This is a genomic window from Nocardia sp. bgisy134, assembly GCF_057708325.1.
Window position 1 is genome coordinate 1 of record NZ_JBYIRW010000035.1, and the last position, 22,011, is coordinate 22,011.

General features: G+C 63.6%; 16 protein-coding genes and 2 pseudogenes. 9 read left to right on the forward strand and 9 right to left on the reverse strand.

The features are described 5' to 3' along the window. Window positions 1-191 (forward strand): transposase (locus AC3ERS_RS35475; protein WP_431972530.1); only part of this gene is annotated, 191 nt, incomplete at its 5' end. 666 nt (window positions 192-857) lie between these two features. Here AC3ERS_RS35475 and AC3ERS_RS35480 read toward each other — a convergent pair. Continuing rightward, window positions 858-1,901: a hypothetical protein gene (locus AC3ERS_RS35480; RefSeq protein ID WP_431972531.1), complete on the reverse strand. Its 1,044-nt coding sequence runs from the start codon at window positions 1,899-1,901 to the stop codon at window positions 858-860. Between the two features lie 323 nt (window positions 1,902-2,224). Between AC3ERS_RS35480 and AC3ERS_RS35485 the strand changes: the two genes are divergently transcribed. Next, window positions 2,225-2,662 carry a hypothetical protein gene (locus tag AC3ERS_RS35485; protein ID WP_431972532.1) on the forward strand — a complete coding sequence of 146 codons (438 nt, stop codon included), beginning with the start codon at window positions 2,225-2,227 and terminating at the stop codon, window positions 2,660-2,662. A 46-nt stretch (window positions 2,663-2,708) separates the two neighbouring features. Beyond that, entirely contained in the window at window positions 2,709-3,512 is an 804-nt protein-coding gene (locus tag AC3ERS_RS35490; RefSeq protein WP_431972533.1) for a hypothetical protein, read from the forward strand. Between the two features lie 86 nt (window positions 3,513-3,598). Here AC3ERS_RS35490 and AC3ERS_RS35495 read toward each other — a convergent pair whose 3' ends face one another. Further along, window positions 3,599-3,826 carry a hypothetical protein gene (locus tag AC3ERS_RS35495; RefSeq protein WP_431972534.1) on the reverse strand — a complete coding sequence of 76 codons (228 nt, stop codon included), beginning with the start codon at window positions 3,824-3,826 and terminating at the stop codon, window positions 3,599-3,601. 18 nt (window positions 3,827-3,844) lie between these two features. Further along, entirely contained in the window at window positions 3,845-5,074 is a 1,230-nt protein-coding gene (locus tag AC3ERS_RS35500; protein WP_431972535.1) for an AcrVA2 family anti-CRISPR protein, read from the reverse strand. Between the two features lie 104 nt (window positions 5,075-5,178). Between AC3ERS_RS35500 and AC3ERS_RS35505 the strand changes: the two are divergent. From AC3ERS_RS35505 to AC3ERS_RS35520, 4 genes and pseudogenes are all read left to right on the forward strand, one after another. Beyond that, window positions 5,179-6,400 (forward strand): annotated as a pseudogene (locus tag AC3ERS_RS35505) (IS30 family transposase). A 566-nt stretch (window positions 6,401-6,966) separates the two neighbouring features. Next, window positions 6,967-7,917 carry a phosphatidylinositol mannoside acyltransferase gene (locus AC3ERS_RS35510; RefSeq protein WP_431972536.1) on the forward strand — a complete coding sequence of 317 codons (951 nt, stop codon included), beginning with the start codon at window positions 6,967-6,969 and terminating at the stop codon, window positions 7,915-7,917. A gap of 673 nt (window positions 7,918-8,590) precedes the next feature. Beyond that, entirely contained in the window at window positions 8,591-9,397 is an 807-nt protein-coding gene (locus AC3ERS_RS35515) for a helix-turn-helix domain-containing protein (protein WP_431972538.1), read from the forward strand. Window positions 9,398-9,405: 8 nt separating this feature from the next. After that, window positions 9,406-10,179, forward strand: a complete 774-nt coding sequence (locus AC3ERS_RS35520) for an alpha/beta fold hydrolase (RefSeq protein WP_431972539.1) — start codon at window positions 9,406-9,408, stop codon at window positions 10,177-10,179. 293 nt (window positions 10,180-10,472) lie between these two features. On the opposite strand, the gene AC3ERS_RS35525 is transcribed toward AC3ERS_RS35520, so the two are convergent. From AC3ERS_RS35525 to AC3ERS_RS35535, 3 genes are all read right to left on the reverse strand, one after another. Further along, window positions 10,473-11,957: a caspase, EACC1-associated type gene (locus AC3ERS_RS35525; protein WP_431972540.1), complete on the reverse strand. Its 1,485-nt coding sequence runs from the start codon at window positions 11,955-11,957 to the stop codon at window positions 10,473-10,475. An 8-nt stretch (window positions 11,958-11,965) separates the two neighbouring features. Then, window positions 11,966-12,334 carry an effector-associated constant component EACC1 gene (locus AC3ERS_RS35530; RefSeq protein ID WP_431972541.1) on the reverse strand — a complete coding sequence of 123 codons (369 nt, stop codon included), beginning with the start codon at window positions 12,332-12,334 and terminating at the stop codon, window positions 11,966-11,968. Between the two features lie 78 nt (window positions 12,335-12,412). Beyond that, entirely contained in the window at window positions 12,413-13,813 is a 1,401-nt protein-coding gene (locus tag AC3ERS_RS35535) for an SNIPE associated domain-containing protein (RefSeq protein ID WP_431972542.1), read from the reverse strand. A gap of 438 nt (window positions 13,814-14,251) precedes the next feature. On the opposite strand from AC3ERS_RS35535, the gene AC3ERS_RS35540 reads away from it, so the two are divergent. After that, a complete protein-coding gene (locus AC3ERS_RS35540) occupies window positions 14,252-14,581 on the forward strand; it encodes a hypothetical protein (RefSeq protein WP_431972543.1) in 330 nt (109 codons plus the stop codon). Window positions 14,582-14,998: 417 nt separating this feature from the next. Here the strand turns inward: AC3ERS_RS35540 and AC3ERS_RS35545 are convergent, their stop codons facing one another. Further along, on the reverse strand, window positions 14,999-16,291 hold the full coding sequence (locus tag AC3ERS_RS35545) for a hypothetical protein (RefSeq protein WP_431972560.1): 1,293 nt from the start codon (window positions 16,289-16,291) through the stop codon (window positions 14,999-15,001). A gap of 238 nt (window positions 16,292-16,529) precedes the next feature. After that, window positions 16,530-16,799, reverse strand: a pseudogene (locus tag AC3ERS_RS35550) (NUDIX domain-containing protein); the annotation flags it as partial. A 589-nt stretch (window positions 16,800-17,388) separates the two neighbouring features. On the opposite strand from AC3ERS_RS35550, the gene AC3ERS_RS35555 reads away from it, so the two are divergent. Next, complete coding sequence (locus tag AC3ERS_RS35555) at window positions 17,389-17,610, forward strand: hypothetical protein (RefSeq protein WP_431972544.1); 222 nt, start codon at window positions 17,389-17,391, stop codon at window positions 17,608-17,610. A 303-nt stretch (window positions 17,611-17,913) separates the two neighbouring features. On the opposite strand, the gene AC3ERS_RS35560 is transcribed toward AC3ERS_RS35555, so the two are convergent. Further along, a complete protein-coding gene (locus AC3ERS_RS35560) occupies window positions 17,914-21,984 on the reverse strand; it encodes a CHAT domain-containing protein (protein WP_431972545.1) in 4,071 nt (1,356 codons plus the stop codon). Window positions 21,985-22,011 lie beyond the last annotated feature (27 nt).

Sequence of the window (22,011 nt, forward strand, 5' to 3'; positions counted from 1 at the left end):
ACCGCCGTCGACGCGGCCGGACCGGCGGGCGCCCACCCACTTTCGATCCAACCGCTTACCGTCGCCGCAATGTCGTCGAGCGTTGCTTCAACCGGCTCAAGCAGTATCGAGCTATCGCCACCAGATACGACAAAACCGCACAGTCCTACCGAGGCATGCTCGACCTGGCCACCCTGCTCATATGGCTTTGAGGACACTTCCTAGTACGGATCGCTTGGGCGCACCCGACGATTCCGCCCGCTCTGATCGAAGCCGCGCATATGGCTTTCGAAGGTCAGCTCAACGGCTCCAATGAAGACAACGGCCTGCCCTCGTTCATGCGTGGGAAGCACAGTGAATCGCCCCAGTGAGTCGGGAGACTTACTGGGGGATCCAACCGCCTCGACGTAATCCGCTGCCAACAGCATGTTGGCGGCCTTCGCGATGACTTTCAGCGTGATGCGTGGCCGTTGTCGGCGTAGCTCACGGAGCTCGGCTGCACGCGGGCCATCCGGGCAAAATCCGCGACGTCCAGTCGTAGTGGTCGACAGGTGCTTCTTGGCGTCAGCTGGGAGTAGTCCATGCCCAGTTCGACGTCCGTTCAATGGGCGATCCGGTGCCCGCAGAGCCTGCAGGTCACCGTCACCACCGGCCCGCTCTGTGACCACAGTCCAAGATCTTCTGATCTGTCACGACCCGCGGCTGAAGTGCGGGACACCGAAATCGACTGTGACACTTGTCGGGGGGTGTTCAGCCGGTGATGGTTTCGGCGTGAGTGGTGGCTTCGATCGGTTCGTCAGTGTGCCCAACGGCCCGGTGACCGGCCGCGCGGCTCCGGGGCGGGACCTGCTTGCTGCCGCGCGTCACCCTTACCCGCCTCAACGCTCGAACATGGGTATGGCCCATTCCGCAAAGATCGGCTGTGTAGTATGACCCCTCCTTTTCACGTCGTTGTCTCCGCTGGACCATCCGAGCCGCTGCCGGGCTGTGGCTACCCTGCCGACACCATTGGTCGGCAGCTGGAGAATGACATCTATCCATCCGGCGCCTCGGAGCGTGTATGTCTCAACGTCGATCGGCACGGGAGCGGTTGCGGACAGGGCGACCGAGTCCGGTCCGGATACGGCGAGACCAGCTCTTCTGACCGCAACGCCATAGACGTGCTCCAGCTCGGGACTCATTGCCTTCCTGGTGTCGTCCCAGATGAGGTGGGAGGTGAAGTCGACGGTGTCGGCGACGAACCGATGGTCGCCGTCGGTGACGAATTCGATCCTCCATCGATGGCGGGGAAGGAGAGCGCGGGCCTCAGAGTCGATGAAGAGCTCTGCTTGGAGGGCCAGGACGCGTTGCCCTTCTATGTACTGCGGGTCCCCGGCACGGTCACGTGACTGCGCCAGGCGAAGGGTCAACTTCGGCTGGAGCAACTCAAGCTTCGGGGCTGCGACCGCGGCGCTCAGTAGAGACAGCAGCTCGTGCCGTTTCGCAGTACGCAGCAGCGTTCCCTCGCGCCATGGAACCTCGCGTGTGACACCTGCTACGCCGTTTGCCGTCACGACATACGGTGACCGATCGGTCTCGAAATACAGGCACATCAGCAGGCCGTGAGCGGTAGGAACGGACAGTGTCCTCACGCTCGGTACCACACCATCGGCGAATTTAGATTCGACCGAACCCCACCAGTTCGCCGGATCAGTGCTGTCCAGAGGAACCACCTGGTGGTTGTTCTCGTCCAGCCCGATCAGCCACATGACGCCTTCGCCGCGAGCGGCGTTAGCGAGCCCTGCGATCCGGCGAGCAGCTTTGGCCGTATCGTGCACCCACTCGGCCTTGCACTCGACAAAGTCGTCTTCGACTTTGCCGCCACTCACAACGCGTTCCGCGATTTCCAGGGCACGGGCCTCGATCTGCTGCCGACTCTTCACAACCGACCACGGTACGTAGGCCGCGCCTGGAATGCCCGAGAGTTTCGAAGCCCATGTTCCAACCCAACATCTACACCGCCCGATGGGCGAGTACTGGCTGACCGGCAGGCTGTCCCCTCCACCCTGGTGAGTTCGCGGCGGCTCGGTGGCGCCGAGAAAGGAACCCACCGGAATATGTGAGCTGGCAACGCAATTCGATGTTCCCGGAGCGGGCAGCGTTCTTCCGAAACTGATCGGCGCCGCAGTGGTCTGGCCTATCGTTGGTCTGGTCTGGTCTGGTCTGGTCTGGTCGGGTTGTCGGTTGGGGTGCGGAGGCGACAGGTATGACCACTCTCAAGGATCTGTTTCTCGATGTGATCGAGGACGCCAGACACGTCCAGACATGGGCGGAGGCGGTCGATCTGCACGAGCACACCAAGACGCTGGTCAGCGACTTCGGCACGAAGCAGGGCCTGTACTCGGCCGACGAGCGCCTCGAGCTGATCAAGCTGCGCAACGAGGCGCTGGCCAAGGTCCGCAACGTCCTGCATTTGGAGAGAATCGAGCGCGATGTCGCCGCGGCCGCCGAGGCTCGGCAACGCCACGCGGTCGAGCGCGTCGAACGTCTCGAGGCGATCGAGCGCGAACTCGCCGCGGCCGAGCGGGAGCGAGAAGCCTTGGAGCAGAGCCAATCTCGCAGCATTCGCGGGCACGCCTTCGAGGGCCTGACCGGCAACGCCATCTCCCGTGCGCGGGAGTCTCTGCACGAGCGCGAGCGGTAGACGAACTCCTCGGGCTTGTCGGTGGGCTCTGGCAGGATGCACGGCCATGACGGCGATGGGGGAGCGCGAAGATCGGCGGGGCAGTCTGTGGACGGGGGAGGACTACCAGGAGTTCTTCGCCGCGTTGGAGACCACGGCGACCGATGAACAGATCGCTGCCCAGCTGGGCCGAACGCTGGGTGGGGTGCGGGCCCGCGCGAAATTCGTTCTGCTGGACGGATATACCGGCGCCATCGCGATGCGCAAGCTGCGCGAGATGATCACTCAACCGGGCTTCGATGGTGAGGCCCTGGCCCGCGAGGCGCACGCGGCCAAGGGCTTCCCGTTCTGGGACGCCGCCTCCGACGAGCAGCTGATCCTGGCCTGGGCACGGACCCCGGCCCCGGGCATGGCCGCACTCGTCGAACGGTTCGGCGTGCCGGAGCGCGACATCGCGCGCCGCTGCATCTGGTTGGGACTGGCTGCCTCCACTGCTGAGGTCGTCGACCACCTCGGTGCCGAACCCGGCAAAGTCCTCGACACGTGGGCGCGCATGGCCCGCGACAGTACGAGCGTCGCGGTCGGCGTGCTGGTCGTGACATCAAGTCAGGGCACGGTGCTGCACCTGTCGCTGCACACCGACATCGACGCCGCGGCGCAGGCCTGCGCCGAGCTCGACGAGTCCACCCTCCCGGGGCCGCCAGCGGTATGGACGATCGCGACCCGCATCGTCGATGAGGGCTCGATCAGGGAGATCGCCACCGGCGCGTGGGCCGAGCGGCACCGGCTGCGAGATGCCGCCGAGCCCGCGCCGGTCAAGGCGGGCCCGACACGTCGTTGGCAGCCCTGGTGGCGGTTCTTCCGGCGCTGAACCAGAGGGCAGGCCACCACCTATTGCAACCCAGTTGTCCTGGGGTGCATGCGTCCTGAGCGTTCGTCCCGAACCGAATTCGGCAACTAGGAGGACTCGGCAACCGGGTGGACTACGACCTGGCCGTCGGCAAGTTGCAACATCGCCTTGCGGTCGGCGTGCGCGATCAGCGCCCACACAACCTGCTGGGCGAGGTCGCTGGCCTGCTCCTCCGACTCACCCCGGTGCAAGGTGTACGCGACAGGATCGAGGTCACCGTCCCCCGACTGCTCATAAGAGCGCCAACTCCCCGTGGTCAGGGTGGTACGAACCACGACATCGAACTTGGTTGTTCACTGCCCGGAAGGCGAATCGACGTCGATCACCACAAACCGGGACGGATCGCGATCGGCGGCGTTGACCAGGATTGGATGCAACCAGCGCACTTCGGCTACCCGCTGCTCTTTCGGGCCGGTCCAGTAGGTGTGCCAGTGCGCTTTGCGGATGTGGGCGCGAACGCGGGATCCCGATTCTCCGCTTGAGGTTGCCGAGGCATCGCGGCTGGCTGCGTGCAGTTTGGGGCCGATGTCGAAACCTACGTCGACCACGGTGTTGGGCACCAGCCGTTGCCGACGCTTCTTCTTTCCAGGCGTCAGCTCGGTTCGGGCGCCGATGTCGGATCGTCCGCTGCACAGGTACAGCAGCAGGCTGACCGCGAGGCGGAAGGCATTGCGCTGCGCACCGTTTTCCCGTGCTTCCGGATCGGTGGTGGCGATCATCTGGCCAGCGGTCTCGACCATCTCGTCGACGGTGTAGCGGTCACCGAGGCAGGGGATCCGGATGCTGTACTCCCGGTACTCGGGCTGTGTTTTTCCGATGTAGTGGACTCGGCCGACCAGCGCAACGTTCAGTAAGCAGAGATCGGGGTCGGATGTCGAGCACAGCGTGAGACCGCGGCTCAGCCCTGTCACCAACATGCCTACGTAGACCGCAGGCTTGGCCATCCCACTCGAATCGGCACCATGAGGAGCCGGGATTGGGGTCGGGAAGGCGACGAAAGGGTCTGGGTGGGGGAGCCGAGTGAATACCTCGCAGGGGATCGCAGCACCGGGTTCGGTGTCGGCGAGGCTGGCTGCCAGGTTGGGGTGCACGCGGTAGACGACTCGATTCCGCTGCCACACCTTGAGGCTCTCGATTCCGAGGAGGATGATCATCGCCTGGTCCACGGCCGCGAGCCCGTCAGGACCGAATGAGCGGGCCAGCCGGTTCTTGTGCTCGACGCCGAGGTCGCTCTTCCAGAGCAGGGGAGCAACTTGGTCGAAGAGGGTGGCGACGGGTTGGCTCTCGCGCAGAGACGCGATCCACTCCCCCTGGCCCTTCTCGTAGGCGTCCGCAAGAGCCGCCGCCTGCTTCGCCGTCTGGACCTGCGCTGTGTCCAGCGAAAGCGGCAGGGTCGGTGCAGGTTTGATGTGCTCGGCCATCCTGTCATCTTGGCGCGAGGTGGCCAGTTTGTGCGCGACGGCCAGGTGCTGGCTGGCGGCCACGATGTGGCGGGCGACCATCACCGAGACCGGGGCGGGCACCTGCGCCTCGGCGAGGGAGTCCAGATCCGCCTGTCGTAAAACGATCTTGGGCTCAAGTGGTCAATGCATCACCGCGTGGATGATCATGTTGTGTGGAGGGTGTGGTGCGGGATTACGGGTTGTCGGCGGGTCAGCAGGATGACGCGTGGCGGCAGTGGCGTGCTGGTGAACCATTCAGCGTCATCGCGCGATCGGCCGGTGTGCCGGTGCATCAGGTGCGGCGGTTTTGGCCCAGACCGGTGGCGTCCGACAGTCGGCGTTGCGGCGTCGCAGCATGCATCTGAGCTTGGCCGAGCGGGAGGAGATCTCTCGGGGCCTGGCTGTGGGGTGCTCTGCACGTGCGATCGCCCGCTGGTTGGGTCGTCCTTCGTCGACGATCTCCCGGGAGGTTTCCCGCAACGGCGGACGGGAGGGCTACCGTGCGACGGCCGCCGATGCCCAGGCCTATCAGAAGGCTCAGCGGCCCAAACTGTCTAAGCTGTCGCAGGATTCGAGGTTGCGGATGCTGGTTTAGCAGAAGCTGATGATGTGGTGGTCTCCGGAGCAGATCGCGGGGTGGCTGGCACGATGTTTCTCCGGCGACCCGGGCATGCGGATCTCCCATGAAGCGATCGACTTGTCGCTATTCGATCCTCGTCGCCGCAAGGCGATCGACCGGGGACTCACCCGGCCGCTGCGCAGCGGGCGGGTGATGCGCCACCCCAAACGCGTGCGCCGACCGGACGGGCGAGGGGTGATCAAGGATCTGGTTCCGATCAGCGAGCGCCCAGCCGAAGTCGAAAACCGTATGGTCGCTGGTCACTGGAAGGTGACCTTCTCATGGGATCACGACCATCGGCCATCGCAACACTGGTTGAGCGAACCAGCCGCTTCACAGCCCTGGTGGCACTGCCCGACGGAATCAAAGCCGACCAGGTCACCCCGCACCTGACGCGCTACCTGCTCAACCTCCCGGCCCCGATGCGACGCACCCTGACCTGGGACCGTGGCCGAGAGATCGCCGGCCACAAAGCTATTACCGAGGCAGCGACTATGCCGATCTACCTGTGCAAACCGCGCAGCCCGTGGCAGCGCGGCACCAATGAGAACACCAATCGACTGCTGCGCCAGTATTTGCCCAAGAACGCCGACCTGCGTCGGTTCAGCCAGGCAGACCTCGACTCCATCGCCGACGAACTCAACCACCGGCCTCGCAAGATCCGCGGCTTCCGAAGTCCCGCAGAGGTTTACGCCGCGCACCTCAGCGACGGGCGATCATCTTCTCGTCATTCCGTAGTAGGGGGGTGCGATTCATCCCGGCGGGTGATGTCCGCTTCAATCGACTGAAGATAGCGTCGCTTCATGCGCGAAGCACGGGGGGCATCGGCAGCGAGATCACGCCTCGACCGGTACAACAGAGCACAACTCATCCTTGCCGTGTCAGGAGCAGCCATCACGCTGGTCGGTTGCAGCTCTAGCGGCCCGTCGACCGGTCCGGGCGGCTCGTCGACCATCGAGCGTCCGATCGAATGCGGTGCCCTTGTGACACCACCGCGCAGCTTGGATCCCGTTGAAGCCGCTGAGTATGCCCGCCGCCTGCAGGAACAACGACGTATATGCGGTTCACCATCATCGGCACCATAGGAGCACAAGTTCCAACCAACCCGACGAGACAAGCCGCCTGAGCCGCATCGGTCTACGCTGAGCACCTCAGCAGCGGTGATGCGCTGACCATTTGAGCCCAAGATCGTTTACCGACAACCGAGATTCGCGCGCCGAGCCCCCTTCAGTCGAAGGCCGCCGACGACCATCATTCGATGCGATACCGAGACATGCCCATGCTCATTCGTCGTTGGCGGCGCCGGAGTGAAGTTCGAGCGCGGCATCCTGGTCGAATATGACACCGTGGCCGTATGAGCGTCAAAGACCGGGTCATCGGGTACGGCTACGGAGCCGCGTGGTCACTGATCAGGGCCCTGCCGGAGAGAACGGCCTACCGGCTGTTCGACCGCATCGCCGACCGTCTCTGGGAGCGGCGCGGCGCCCAGGTTCTGCAGTTGGAGACGAACCTGCTCAGGGTCCTGGGCAAGGACACGACGCCGGAGCTTCTCGCCGAGACGTCCCGCAAGGGCATGCGATCGGCGCTGCGGTATTACAGCGAGGCATTCCGGATGAACGGGTGGGATCGGAGCCGCATCCTGGACAGTGTCGACATCGCAGACGAAGACCGTGCGCGCGTCGCCGAGGCGGTCCGCTCGGACCGCGGCGTCGTCCTGGCGCTCGGCCACACCGGCAACTACGACCATGCCGGAGCGTGGCTCATCGCGACGCACTCGATCGAGTTCACCACTGTCGCCGAGAACCTCGAGCCCGAAGCGGTCGCTGAACGGTTCTGGGACTACCGCCGCAAGCTCGGGATGGAAGTGCTGCCGCACGACGGCGGACCATCGGTATTCGGGACCCTGGCGCGGCGGCTTCGGGAAGGCCGCATCGTCTGCCTCGTCGCGGATCGCGACCTCGGCGCCTCTGGGATCCCGGTGGAGTTCTTCGGCGAAACCACACGGATCGCCGCCGGACCGGCGGCGCTCGCAGTACAGACCGGCTGCGGGCTGCATCCGGTGAATCTGTGGTATCCGGGTCCGGGTCGGATGGGCATCAGGGTCCATCCTGAGATCCCGGTGCCGTCCGAAGGCACTCAGCAAGAGAAAATCGCCCGGATGACTCAAGCGCTCGCAGACGCCTACGCGGAGGGCATCGCCGCCCACCCTGAGGACTGGCACATGTTGCAGAAGTACTTCCTGGCCGACCTGAATCCTGCGCATTCGGATTCGAGACTCGCTAACCGAACCGGAACCAGCCACTGAACACCACTTCGAACATCACTGAAGACGACTTCGAAAGCTGACAACGGCTCCCTGCACACCCTGTGATCGATGACGACCGCAGCGAACCCAACACCCTGTTTCGTCTCTAGCCTGCCGAACAGGTGGTGTGGGCCTACCTCGGGGAAATCCAGCGCGTCCTCGCAGGATCGGAGGCGTTCGCGGTGTTCTGCCACATCGACTACGCCGTGCGCGCTTGGCCGATCGCCACGGCCGGTCCGTTCGACCCGCGCAGGTTCGAAGAAGGCTTCCGCACGGCGATGCGAGCCATCGCCGTTAGCGGACGGGCACTCGAGATCAACACCCGCCACCTGCGGCCCTGGACACCTCAGTGGTGGGCAGAAGAAGGCGGCCGCGCAGTCACCTTCGGCAGCGACGCCACGTCCCCGAAGCACTCGCCGACAACTTCTCCGAGCCGTCGCCATGATCGCGCACTGCGGATTCCGCCCCGGACGCCAACCCGAGGACTTCTGAACCCGATAAAGTCCGCTTCCAAGACAGCAGACGCGCACTGACGCCGCATCTGCAGTGCAGTGATGCACTGACCCTTTGAGCGCAGCCCTCGTTTTCCGAACATCGGACCCCCGGTTTATCTGAGGATGAGGGTGAGCGCGGAGCCGCCCGCGGAGCGTGGGGCCGCGATGCGCTCGGCGGGGTGGATCCGATCCTGTTCGACAGCGGTCTCGGTGGTGGCTGGGACATCGCGCGGCATGCCAGCGGCCGGAACGGCATCGACCTCGCCGGGTATCGCGATTGTGGTAGTGCGGGGCTGGACATGCAGGTGGTTCCCGGGAGGTCTTGTGTGATGGTTGTCGATGTCGGTGACGGGCTGGATATCGACACGGGTTCGGACCGGTGGGCCGCAGGTGGGGTGGTCACGGGTTTGTCTCCCGGTGCGGTCAGGATCCGGGGCTCGCGGGTGGATTGCGTGGAGGTACGGCTCTCCCCGGTGCAGGTGTATGAGTTGTTGGGTACGGCGGTTTCTTCGGCTACGGCTCCGGATGAATTGTGGGGCGAGCCGGTGCGCAGGCTACGCGAGCAGCTGGCCACCGCGACTTGGGATCAACGGTTCACGCTGACCGATGCGTTCGTGATGCAACGCTTTTCGTATCGGCCCGCACCTGAGGTGGTGGCGAGTTGGGAGCGCATCCTGGCCAGCCATGGCCGGGTGCACGTCGGTGAGCTGGCCCAGATGTGCGGATGGAGCCGGAAACGGTTGTGGTCCAGGTTCACCGCCCAGATCGGCGTCACGCCGAAGCGTGCCGCGATGCTGGCCCGGTTCGATCGTGCGGTGAAGGCGCTCGGCGCGGGGATGGCGGCGGCCGAGGTCGCTGCCCGCCGCGGATACGCCGATCAGTCGCATCTTCACCGCGAGACCGTCCAGTTCGCCGGCCGAACCCCAGCCGAGCTGGCGGGGGAGGGGAATATTCGTTCAAGACGGGAACCCCTCCACTACCGATAGTCGTGGGCATGGACATGGAGTTTGTCGACGAGGGTCGTGGTCCGGTGATTCTGATCGTGCACGGCGGTATGGGTGACAGCTCGGCTTGGGCTCGCGTGGTCCGCCCGCTGACGAACCGCTACCGGGTGATCCGACTGCACCGCCGCCAGTATCGCCTCGACCTGGTGCGGGCCGAGCCGGTCACCATCGCTGAGGAAGTCGATGACGTGCTGGCACTGGCAGGCACCGTCGGGGAGCCGGTTCTGCTCGTCGGCCACTCGTCGGGTGGTGTGATCGCCTTGGAAGCCGCCGCTGCTGCGCCCGCATTGTTCGCGGGACTGTTCGTCTACGAACCGCCGGCGGTGATCGGCGCACCGTTAGGCGGTCGCCCGCTGTGTGCGGCACGCGCCGCGGCCGCCGCAGGAAAACCCGGTAAGGCCATCGCGATCTTCGAACGTGACATATTCGGGGCGGGTCGAGTTGCGAGGACAGTGTTTCGGATTGTGGTCGCTGCGGTGCCGCAACTGCGGGCATATGTGCCGCGCCAACTCGATGACGTCGCGGCAATCGACTCCCTCGGCCCGCGGCTGGACTCCTATGCTGCGATCGAGCTGCCGACGGTCCTGCTCGGCGGAGATCGCAGTCCCGCCCACCTCGGCGAACGGATCGACGCCCTGTGCGATGTCATGCCGAACGCGCGGAAGATCGTCATGGCCGGGCAGGCGCACAACGCCAACGACTTCGCGCCACGCAGACTCGCGCGGCTCGTCGAAGGTTTTGCGGCGGAGGTGGCAGCCGAATAGACTTGCTCCCCAGGGGCTTTTGGCATGGTTCTATGTCGCTATAGGCATTTGGCAATGTCAGGAGCCGAAACAAATCGCTGACGGTGAAACTGTTCATCCCCATCCACCTCGTTCTGGAAAGGCTACCGCGGAGAGCACGACAAGCCCGCCGAAGCCGTCGACGCCGCAGGAGATCGACTCTCCGCTGTGGCCGTCACATCCGCCGGAGCTCGAAATCCACCCGGACTCAGACGACATCAACGGATGAGACCACGGGCGTCGTAGCGCTGCGATTCTCTAAACGCACAGGGCTGTCAGTTCCAGGTGGTGATCGGGTTTTGACGCCGCGGAACGGTTTTGCCGACCAGTTCGGCGGTGAGTTCAGGATCGTCGACCAGCCGCCCCTGTAATCCGTAGCGACCCTCGAAAGGCCCGATGTATCGGTCGATTCGGATCACCGCGCGAGTGATTCCGGCGTGGGCGACCACCGCGTATTCGATGTCACGCCAGCGAGGAGACTCTGGGTTGAACTTCCAGAACACACGAGCCGAGTCCAGCAGCTGACTGTCGGCCATGCCGTCGAAGAATCCGTGGCCGGAGCGAGTGTGGATGCTTCCGCCCCAGGGGGTTTCGTCCCACGAGGCTGAATCGTCCACCCACCTGCCAAGGCTTATCAGCATCACGCGCCGAGACGTCGACAGCTCGCGCGGCGGTACATCCTCCGAGCGAGCCTCGGACTCCGCAGAACGTGACTGTCCAAGGACCACCGGGCCGCGCAGCTTTTCGCTGGGGCCTTGGGGGGTGCGATGCCCCGCGCGTTGCCACCAGGTAGCGGCCTCTGGGACTTGGCCGCGATAACGGAGTCGGATCGCCAGGTTGTGCATCGCGTCGGGGTGGCCGGACTCGGCAGCTCGCTGATACCAGGCGACGGCATCGTCGAAGTTGCGGGTTTTGTCGAACATGACGGCAAGGTTGTACATCGCATCGGTGTCACCTCCTTCAGCGGCGCGATACCAGCTTTCCAGTTCGGCACGGTGACTCACGTCCGTTTCGATGCTCGGCATGGTCGCGATACCGGCGATGGGTGGGCGGTGCACGGGTGGGATAAATAGGCGCAGGCCACCGGCGATGTCAACGCTTCGCCGGTGTGGCCGGGGATAGCCTTTTCGGAACAGATTCCGGTCAAGTTCCACGTAGAGCTGGTCGAGTGTGCGGCTGGTGTCCCTGGCAGCGTCGAGCAGCGCCGCAGTAAATGCGGTGTGGCGGTGGCCTTCTGGCGCTTCCGAAGGTTCGTTTCTGGCCGAGGACGCGATCGTATAAGTACCGTGGATGTCGACCTGGCCCTCGACGAGGGTCGAGGTCGCACTCATTGCTTCGAAAGCCCGGCCGGAGAAGCAGCAGTCCAGGATCAAGATACGGGCACGGGCGGGACTTACAGAGAATTCGCGGCGCAGCCGATCGAACGGTATACCGTTCCACTCGATGTGATCGCGGTTGCTGGCAGGCAGCGCCAAGTGCAGTTGCCCCCGACTGTCCAGCACGCCATGTCCGGCGTAATACAAGATGAGGACATCGCTAGCTTGCTTGGCCGCGGCTCTGATCGCCGCTCCGACCGGTACGGCGTCGCTGGGATCGTGCAGGACGGTGCAGTGGTCGGCGGCCAGCGCGCCGCCGGTGGGCGCGGTCAGGAGTTCGGCGAGGTCCGCGACATTGTTGGCGGCAGCCGGAATATCTGGAAGCTCAGGGTTGGTGTACCTGCTCACCCCGATCAAGGTGGCGCGCCAGCCGTTTCGGTTCATGTCCGAGATCACAGTGGGTCGACCGGCCTTTCGATCATCTGCTGCACTGCCTGGGTCACTTCGGGGAGTTTGATTCGTTTGGCGTCGATGGTGATCTCGGTGTTGTTGTCCCGTTTGAGGGTGATGGTGACCTCGGAACGGCGGACGGTGAACCATGTGGTCAGCGATCGGGCCAATGCCGTCGCGATGCCACCCGCACCGACAGCGACGACCAGGGCTTCGGTGAGCTCACCCATCTGCCCGGGGCGAATCTGGTTCGATGGCAGGCTCACCCGGCCGCGTAGCTCGTCATCGTCGTTGAACCACTCGTAGAGCCGGAAGAGTTCGTCGGCGCCTCCATCGGTGCGGATTGTCAACTGCCCCTGAGGTTCTAGCATGGCGTCCATCCTTCATCAATTAGCCGCGAACATGCGGGAAACGATCGGGCCAGCTCGGCTAAATATGTTGTCGCACAGTCACTCACGATCACGATCACGATCGCGGGTCACGGCGAGGCTTTGCCGATACTCCATGGCCTCAGCGAGTTCGTCGAACTCGACGAGCTCCCCGGTTACAGCCTGCAGAAGTTCTCGCACCTCTGCAGGCGTAGCTTTGAAGAACTCGCGGCGGTTGTTGAGCTTGTTGATCCGCTTGTGCGCCAGCCGACGGTGAAGCTCAGCTTCGATACCGACCGCGTCCTGACTGAAGAACATGGTGTGCCTGTCGTATTTGAACGGCACCGACGTGTTGCCCAGTTCGCGGATCCGATCTGCCGGATCGACCCGGCGGGTCAAACCGATCATGACCACGCCTGCACCGAACGCCCCGATATTGGAGAGCACGTACACGTAGCCAGCGCGAATGTTGTCTTCCCGGTTCTTGAGGGCGAGGATGGCGCGCTCCAACTCCGCCAACCTCTCCCGTAGATCGTCCGCGCCCGCCGCGCTTGCGCTGCCCGCAGCCTCGAGCGCTGATAGCTTGTCGCGGCATTGCTGTTCCTGCTTTTCGAGTCGCGCGCGCTCACGGGCGAGCTCCTCCTGCGCTCTGCGCTCCTCACGAAGTGTTTCGCGCTGCTCGCGTTCATGCTCCTTCTGGCGTGCGAGGAGCTCGAGGTGATCGGCGGTCATCTGCAGCTCGCGACGGCGGAGTTCATGATAGCCGGGCGTGATGCGCAGATGCATCGTCTTGCCCAGCCGCTCGATGGTGAACGCGATCTTGTCCAGGCGTTCCAGAGAGGTGGGCAACTTGTACGGCTTGAGTCCTCGAACAAGATTGTCGGCCTCCGCGTTGTAGGCACGCAGCATCAGCATCGAATACTCGCGAATCATCCTGCGGCCCTCGGCGGCCGACCCGTTGACCGCCCAGGTCTGTGATGCCTCGATAGCGCCACCGTCACGCCGCGCCATGTACTTGATCTCACCTTGCAGGTGCTTCAGCGCGTCGCGATAGGCGACTGCGTCCGATAGCGGGTGGCGGTATTCGTAGATGCCGATCTCTTGCAGTACCTGATCTTCTCGGGTGTTGACCACCTGAGTGCGCAGACTGTCCAGCAGCGTCTGCTGCTCGGTGATCTGCGCTGCCAGCTGGTCACGCAGCCGCTGCAGCTCGGCGACCTCCAGGCCTCCGGTACTCGTCAAATGCGCTCGTAGCCTTTGGTTGTCGGACAGCGCGTCCGCCAGCTCCTCCGACTGCCGTTTCGCGTGTGCGCGAGCACCAAGCAGCGGCACCTTCGGGGCTTGTCCGAGGGCCTGAGTCCGGTCGACGGAATCCTTGGCGAGCACAGGTTTTCGGTCAGTGGTCCAATCGGTCCCGTTCCAGTACCTCAGGAAACCCACGTCAGAAGGGTCGGGATACCAATCCGGCGGCACAGTACTCACGATCGATCCCCCTTGTTGCAGTCGCTCTTTCGAGGATGCCAGCCTGAATCCGTGCCTGGAGGCCGAATGCAGTACTAGGCTCGGCAAAGGCAACATCCTCGACATCCTCCACACCGGCGGCGCCACCATCCGCGAACAACGCCACCTCACCGGCAACAAGATCGACTACGACATCACCCGCTACGGACACGGCGAATCACTCGGGACTGCCCCCAGCTTGGTTGATTCAAGTCAACCGAAACGGGGGCAGTCCCCTCGCCCGAATCGGCGACCACCTCGGCGTCGCGCACACCACCATCTCGCACAGCAGCCCCAACGCCACGCCATCACGCGACGTGACATTCACGCGTCGATCTGGCCCCGTCCTTACGCGCTAGCGACCACTTGGCGACGGTTCGGGTCGTCCCGAAGGTGCTATCGTTGCGGCACCAGAGGATGATGGATCTGGCCGAACGCGACGACGCCCGCCTGCTCGATCGCATCCATTGTCGATTGAACGCTGACACAGGCGAAGCTCGGCGCCACGAGCCGACGGGATACGGCGTCGATCTTGATCCTGCCGACTACCCACTTGAACTCGGCGCCCTGCGTGATCTGAGGCTGGAGCGACTACCCGGCTACGCCGAGGCGGTCATGGCGGCAAATCTCGGACGCGTCTCGTTCGAGGAGATGTTCTTCGAAGCTGAGCGCGCGCCGGCAATCTACACCATTGTCACCGACCTGACTGATTTCCGTCCCTCCCGCGCGGTTGACCGTTTGCCATTCTGAGGCGGGCGAGGATCGACGTGGTGTCCAGAGGATTTCGTCGAGGGTTGGGCATGCAGGACCGAAATGCGGTGACCGAGACCTCGGGGTAGAGGCCCGCTGCTTCGGCTTCCGAGGCTCGCACGATACATTCGGGGTCCTGGTGCACTCTCTCGATCAAAGGCGGGGCCGGCGGGCGGGTAGCCGTAGCTTGGCCAACGATTTGGCCGCCTCGCTGCGAACCAGGCATCAGGCTGGTGTGGGCGCGGGACTGTGCAGTAGGCAGACACACTCGCAGCGTCTTCAGATTGGTACTTAACGCTCGTCACGCCGGGGTGATTCGATCGTGTACCCCGCTGCATGATTCGCTGTCGGCGCTTTGACATCAAGTGGTCGTCGATCACCTTTCCTGGCATTGAGGATTTGAGGACGGGCCGCCGATCAGTGCGTGCGCTTCCTACGCCGACGCTGGGCACGATCCTGCTCTTCGTCCGCGCAAAGTCGGTTGATCTGGGCCTTGATCTCCTCGTCAGTAAGCCCATGGAATGCCAGTTGCTTTCGGTTTGCTTCGAGCCAGCACCACAGGGCATCTGCGTAGACTTTTCCGCGCTGATGGCAGACGAGCACCGAGTGTGATGCCTGGATCAACCGGTCTGCCTCGGCAGCCAAGGCGCTAGCCTGTTCCAGTTCGCTGACACCGACCAATCTCATCAACCAGCGGGCAGCGGACTCCCATACCGCGTAGACTTCGGTCCATTGGTTTGGGCTGAGGTGGATTCCGCAGATCCGGCTGATGCATCGATCGACCTGAGCTTGTGCACGGGTGGTCAGAAACTGTGCGCAGACAGGGTCGATCGGCTCAATCGATGCCAGGTGGGTTTGGTGCGCGGGGTAAACGGTGGGGTCGGGATCGACGATGACGGCATCGAGGATGTCGATCCCGTCGGTGGTGACGGGAAGCCCTTCGGAACGCAATGCTGCCGCGATAATTTCGGCATTGGCCCAGGCATCCTCAGCGGCATCGCGCAGCAGTGCCTTATTTCCGATGCCCCATTCGCGATGCGCAAGTGCGCGCAGTCTTGCTTGCTCGCCGGTGAATAATTCCAGCCGTAGCGTGACGTCTTGAAGCCGCTCACCCCTGTATTCGGTGTCGCCCTCGCTGTAATCCTCCCAATCGAACAGTTCCCGCCAAAGCTTTTCAGTCGGCGAGCCGTACTGGCCTACCCAATACTTGTAATTGCGGGCAACCGCGCGGCCATCCAACCATCTGAAGTTTGCCATCGGAAGATGGGTGGCTTGCAGCAGGCCGTCGAGGGCGGCTTGGTCGTAGCTGGCGTTGTAGGCGGTGATGATCTTCCCTGCAAGCCGCAGGGCAAGTTGAGGCCAGACCTGGGCAAACGGTTCGGGCTCGGGGCGGCGGTACTCGGCCTGAGGGAATGGATCGGGGATAGGGGAGAATCCGAACAGTCGGTTGTGCTGTTCGACGTCATCGCTGACGTCCCACCGGTTCTGAAGGCGCTCTCGTTCGGTCGTGGACCGCGTCGAGTGGACCATGTCGAGATAGTCCTCGCATGCTGCCACCCAATCTTCCCAGGGATCCTGGCACAATGGACTTCTGAATCGAATCAGCGCGGGTTGGCCGACGCCTTCGGCACTGACTTCGCAAATTCCGATGTATCCCACCGGTGTCGCGGAACCACCTGGCTCGATGTCTATTGAGACGATGCCTACCACCTATACCCCTAGCTACTGGATTCTGCTGTTGTTCGGCGATGAGACTGGATTCTCCTCGGGGCCACCGACACTCAGCGCTATCCTCGGCATAGGCTGCTGGTCGTGCTAGCAATTGGGCCCGGTGACCGCCGTGGTAGTGGGCGGGAACTTTCCTTACTGCCTCGCTGACTGGCGGGTCGTCTTGGGCGGTGATCCATGCGTAGGCGTCATGCTTTGTCAGCCGGATCGGGTCGGGTTCGGTTACGTCCACCGCGAAGTTGAATTGCTGGCCCTTCTTGCTGCTGCCCGACTGGTGGTCGAACTCGCCCAGGTAGCCGCAGTCGCTGGTGATGTCGAGGCCGGTCTCTTCTTTGACCTCGCGGATCAGTGCTCGATCGATCGTCTCGTCAGGATCGACTTTCCCGCTGGGAAGTTCCCAGATTCCGCCCATGAAGTCATCTACGGGTCGTTGCAGGACAAGTACTTTCCCCTGGCAGTGGGTGACCGCGCCAACTACCAGCTGCTGCACCCGTCACGTTGCGCATCCAGGGAGACTCCTCCAGCAGTGCGGGATCGATCATGAGGGTTCCGCCTTTTCGAGTCCGAGTGGTGCTCGATGACATTGGCGGTGGTTTCAACTACCGATCGGGTCCACGAGACTGGTGCCGGAGTCATCTGTCCGCTGCTCTGCCGACTGCATCGGCGTCGTTGTATCTACAGTCCCCACCCCGATCGCGCAGCCGCGATTTGCGCGCAGACGTGGACGCTGCGGCATGCGCACAGGTGTGGGGGGCGGGCCAGTTCTGGTCCCAGATGCGGCCATCGGTCCCGTCTGTGATGACTGGGTGGGTGGCCTTCTGCCTGCTCACGCAGCCAGCCTGCTCCTCGGTGACAACACTCAATCCTCTTCATGAGATGTCTCCTGACCCGCCGAGAGATTCAGAGTGTCGCCGCGCTGCACGGAGATCCACGCCCAGTGCATGCGGAAACACATTCCGATTCCCTCGCACTCCCGCATCGACGCGATCCTGCCGCAGCTGCACGTAACCGGCTCGACCACCGGCTTTTCGGTCGCGTCCTCATCGGCGCCTAGCCGCCGGTCGAGATAGTGGCGACCGGTGAGCCGGGGCACGGCACCGTCGCCGTACTGCGCGCTTGGATCGAAACTGCTCGCGGTTCGGGAATGCCACCGGGCACTGTCCGATCTGGCCGACAGCGGCTTGATCTCCCCGCTGCTCAGCGAACGTCTCGCCCTGGCCGATGTCGCCGCCGGGGTCCAGCGGCTCGCCGACGGTGAGACCGTCGGACGGGTCGTCTACGACACGGCGGTGTACGCATGAGCCAGTAGCCCCTCATCGACGCCGTCCTGTTCGACTATGGCGGCGTCCTGACCGGGCTGGTGAAGGATTCGATTTCAGACTGGCTCGCCACTGACGGCATCGAGCCGGCATCGTTCTCCACCACTCTCAAAGCGTGGCTGTCGCGCCCAACGCCGCCGTGCAGTACGAAACCTGTTGCACGCCCGCTACGACAATGTGTTGGCGACCGGTTTGTCGCACGACTCTCTGGCCTATGTCGCTATGGTTCTCACTTAAGGCGAATCCGAGCTGAGAAGCATTCTGTTCGATCCTGGCCGATCGTAATCAGGGGCCGACGTGTATGAACGGCAACCACAGCGGGGCCGCTTGCGGCAGGCTGTTACGTAGCTTCACCACTGCCGAATGCAACGCTCGGGGAGCGAGTTCGGCGGCGATGGCGTTCGAGGAGGCGATGTCCTGATAGACGGATTCGGCAACCTTGACCGCAGCCCTGTCGTAGGCGGCCCATGTGGTGGCGATGATGTGGCGCCACCCGATATATGACAACGCGGTCGCGACGGTGATGCTCTCATCCATCACGCTGTGGCTGCCGGTGTGGGTGAAACACGCGCACAGGAAAGCGAACTCGCCGTGGTGATGGCGTTGCTTGGCTAGTTCGGCGATGGTGATGATGCCGTCGAACATCATCAAGCCGCCATTGGACGGACGGGTGAAATCGTGATCGCCGTGGCAGCAGAAGTGCACCCAGTTGTGTGTTCTCATGTCCGAGACCACCGCGTCGTGTGTGGCCTCCGCGTCTTGGCGCGTGGTACGGATGTCGGATGGGAAGAGCTGTTGCAGTCGGATGATTTCCTCGGCGATCGTGGGTAGCGGTGCGCAGCCGGGGGTGTTGGGCATGCCGACGATGAGCAGCCGGGGGTCGGCCGCGGGGAAGGAAGCGCTCTCCGCACGCGTCAATGCGGTGACGGTGGGGATGTACGAGGACACCACACGATCCATGACGCTGTTGCCGCCACGACCATCGAATTCCACACCCGCGGCGTGCAGAGGAAGGACGCTGAGCGGACCAGTGGGACACCACCACAGTCGCGGTGCGTCGGCGGCCGATTTGGCGCTGTCGTGCCCCAGCGCGGACAGGATCGGTTCGGTGATTGCGGTCCACAGCCATCGCAACACAGACAGTAGGTCGTCTGCGGCTGTCACACGGTCGCGGCGCGGCTGTGTTGTATCGCTCAGCACCGCTTGACATCTCATGTATTGATCTACGTGGGCGGCGACGATGCTGTAGTTGATTCGATCCAGCGCGATATTGCTGAGTTGACCGTCGCGGATCACCAACGCGTCGCAGCGCCGTTTCGCGATATTGATCACCACGACAGCACCCTCGCGGCTGCCAGCGGTGAGGGCTTCGGCCGCTGGCGGTCGCAGAAAATCCTCGAAACCGGGCAGTGTCCGCACCATCGCGATGGTGTCGTCGAGGATGCGTGCCGCAGCGAGGGCCACGTCGGGCCTGCGAGAACGGTCATCGTCGGTACTATTGACGTCCACTCCGGCTGTTGGTTCGCTCATGGTGTCAAGCAACTGCCGTTGGTGCTGGATCGTCGCCGCGAACTCGGGGTGGACGGCTGCGAGGTCGTCGAGCGCGGTGCGGTCGGTGATCAACTGCGACCACAACACACCTCGTCCGTGTTCGAGTAGTTCCAGCGCACCGGCGAAATCGCCCACGGCGCAGGCGTATGCGGCGCCTTCGCGTGCGGCACCGGTCTGGGCATGTAACAGCCGTTCGCGGTCGATGCGGCTGATCCCACGCGACGCAGCTTGAGGCAGCAGCTGTATCAGGGTGCGGTAGTTGAGCAGTGCTTCGGCGTCGTCGCCGAGCGCCGCGGCCGCCTCCGCAGCCGCGCCGGCCGCGATGCTACGTACGGTCATTGGTGCGGTCGGTGCCGCTGAGGCCCGTTTCCAGCTGGCCAATGCGGCTCGACCGATATCCCGATCATCGAAGGCCCTGTAGCACAAGTACTGGATGTGTCCGAGATTCTGCAGATAGGCGGCGTGATCGGGTGCGGAGTCCATCGACACGGCGACAGCCTGCTCGGCCGCGTCGAGCGCTTCGCCCAACAGGTCACGATCTGCGGTCTGTTCGTACAGTCGGGCTACTGACAAGCCGAGTCTGCTCAGGCGCGAGGAGCGCCAAGGATGATCGTGCGGCGTCTGTTGGGCGACGGTGCGGTTCCAGGAGACAGCGGCCCGCAGATCCTCGCTTTTTTTGAGAAGTCGAAACCGTATCAGTGACGCACCGGCCAACCGCTCCATACATTTCACTGATTGTGTTGGGTTGTCGGGTGTGAGTTGCTGTGCTTGGTGCTGGTATCGGATCGACTCGTCGATGTCGGTTACGCTGTCGAATTCGTCGCCCCGCACCGACAGGATCACTCCCAAATTGGATATCATCGAGGCGCGTTCACTGTGCTGCTCGGGCAGCAAACCGACTGCGGTTCGCATGGCTTCGACCGCCTCGTCGAGGTCGGACCGCAGCCCGGTTACATGAAATCGCCGATCCAAGGTGAGGCGCAGGTTCGCGAAGAATCTCGCTCCACGAACATTCCGCGCAGCTGGACTAGCTGTGGCAGTGCGCAGCACATCGATCGCCTCGTCGAGGTCGGACCGGTCGCCCGTGAGATCGAATCTGGCCATCAGGGCGAGGCTCAGGTCGGACAGAGAACCGGGAAGTTCGGCCGCACCGCGGCCTATCTGGGTGGCGGCGCTGTGGTGAGTGTTCACCGCTTCGTCGGCGTCTTCGATACTCCGAAGAGCCTGTGCGCGATAGGTCAAGGCCACGCCGAGTACATTCAATGTTTGCGCGCCGGCATGGGGTGCTTGCGACGCCGTCCGCGCTGCGGCGACGCACGCGTGCAGATCCGCGTGGTCACCAGATCGCTCGTACCGCTTGCGGAGCAGATTCGACAACTGCTCCAAGCAGTTTCCCTGTTCGGTGTGGTTGACCGCGGTCGAGTTCGCCGCCTCATACCAGGTGTCGATCGCCGTGTTCAGATCGCGGTGGTCGCCACGGTGTTCATAGCGGGCACCGAGTGCCGTGCCGAGGTCGGCAAGGTAGGTACCGCGCAGCGTATGGTGTGGAGGAACGAGCTGTATCTGTTTCTCGCACAACGCGATAGCGGTTTCAATGTCGTCATGGTCGTGGCGCTCCGCGTAGCGCCGTGTCAGTGTCTTCACATACAGGTGGGTGATCGGCACGTAGTGCACGTGCTGTGGTGGCGTTTGGTTTACCGCGTCGGCCAACAGTGACACCGCTTCGTCGAGATCGTCTTGCTCGCACAGACATTCGAAGCAGACAGTAAGGGCGCGAGCCAGGTCGGCCTTTCGTTTGGCGATGCCCGGTCCCTTAATGGAGGTGAGCGCCTGGCGCGCTAGATCGACCATGCGCCTCACCTCGCGCGTATCGTCGAAGTAGGCGTAGCGCGCCTGCACGACCAAGATCAGATCCGCGAGGTACTCCGACTGGAGGACGGAGTTGTCCGGAACCAGCGCCAGCGCCTCCACCAGCAACTCGACCGCATCATCGAGATGACCTATCTGTTGGTCCAGCGACTGGAACAGCACCAGAAGTGACTGTGCCAGGTTCGCGTGCCTGCGTGCCTTCTCCACGTGACCCAGACCCAGGAACTCGATCGCCTGTCGGCCGACAGCCACCGCTTCGAGCAGCTGCTCCGGTTGGCGATCGATGCCGAACTGCGTTCGAAGCGCGATGCCGAGGTCGGAGATCGAGGCACCGTGCTCAACCAGTTCCGGTGGAAGTAGCTCGACGCCCTGACGAAACGCTGAGATCGCGGCCTCGTTGTCGGATCGATCTGCGGTGTGCGCGAATCGCATACCGTACGCGGTACCGAGGCAGTAGAGGCCCCTTCCACGCGCCGTCGGACGATCGACCGAAATGCTGTTCCTGAAATGCTCGAGAAGAACGATCGCGTTGTCCAGCGGCCCTCGGTATCCGGTGGCCCGGGATTTGAAGGTCTGGAAGGTGGCCTTCTCGAGCAGCGCCCCCAGCCAGTCGGACACGTCTGCCGATCCGCCAACCAATGGGCGAAGGCTCGGCGGGACTTGGTCCGGGAGGGCGGGGTGGATCGCGGTGAACCAGCCGTGCGCCTGCGTGAGCTCGGACTGACCTTCGTTGGACGGCAGTGACAGATACCGGAGCCAGTAGAAGTTGCCCAACGTGATTGCGACCCCGGCGTCGACGCCGCCGTCGGGCAGCAACGCCTGAGAATAGAGTCGCTGCGCATCGGCCATCGCCTGCGGGGAAAGAATTCCGTCGTCGCGGAATGCGACACAGGAATCGATCCAGGTCTGCACTTTGCGGCGTTCGTCGTGCACCATCGCGAGCCCAGTTCCTCAAGTCGGGCC

What these genes read in the sequence shown, in the direction of transcription:
- AC3ERS_RS35490 (WP_431972533.1), top strand. Translation starts at nt 2,709, where the DNA reads ATGACGGCGATGGGGGAGCGCGAAGATCGGCGGGGCAGTCTGTGGACG.
- AC3ERS_RS35485 (WP_431972532.1), top strand. Translation starts at nt 2,225, where the DNA reads ATGACCACTCTCAAGGATCTGTTTCTCGATGTGATCGAGGACGCCAGA.
- AC3ERS_RS35530 (WP_431972541.1), bottom strand. Translation starts at nt 12,334, where the DNA reads ATGCTAGAACCTCAGGGGCAGTTGACAATCCGCACCGATGGAGGCGCC.
- AC3ERS_RS35510 (WP_431972536.1), top strand. Translation starts at nt 6,967, where the DNA reads ATGAGCGTCAAAGACCGGGTCATCGGGTACGGCTACGGAGCCGCGTGG.
- AC3ERS_RS35525 (WP_431972540.1), bottom strand. Translation starts at nt 11,957, where the DNA reads ATGAACCGAAACGGCTGGCGCGCCACCTTGATCGGGGTGAGCAGGTAC.
- AC3ERS_RS35520 (WP_431972539.1), top strand. Translation starts at nt 9,406, where the DNA reads ATGGACATGGAGTTTGTCGACGAGGGTCGTGGTCCGGTGATTCTGATC.
- AC3ERS_RS35540 (WP_431972543.1), top strand. Translation starts at nt 14,252, where the DNA reads ATGGATCTGGCCGAACGCGACGACGCCCGCCTGCTCGATCGCATCCAT.
- AC3ERS_RS35560 (WP_431972545.1), bottom strand. Translation starts at nt 21,984, where the DNA reads ATGGTGCACGACGAACGCCGCAAAGTGCAGACCTGGATCGATTCCTGT.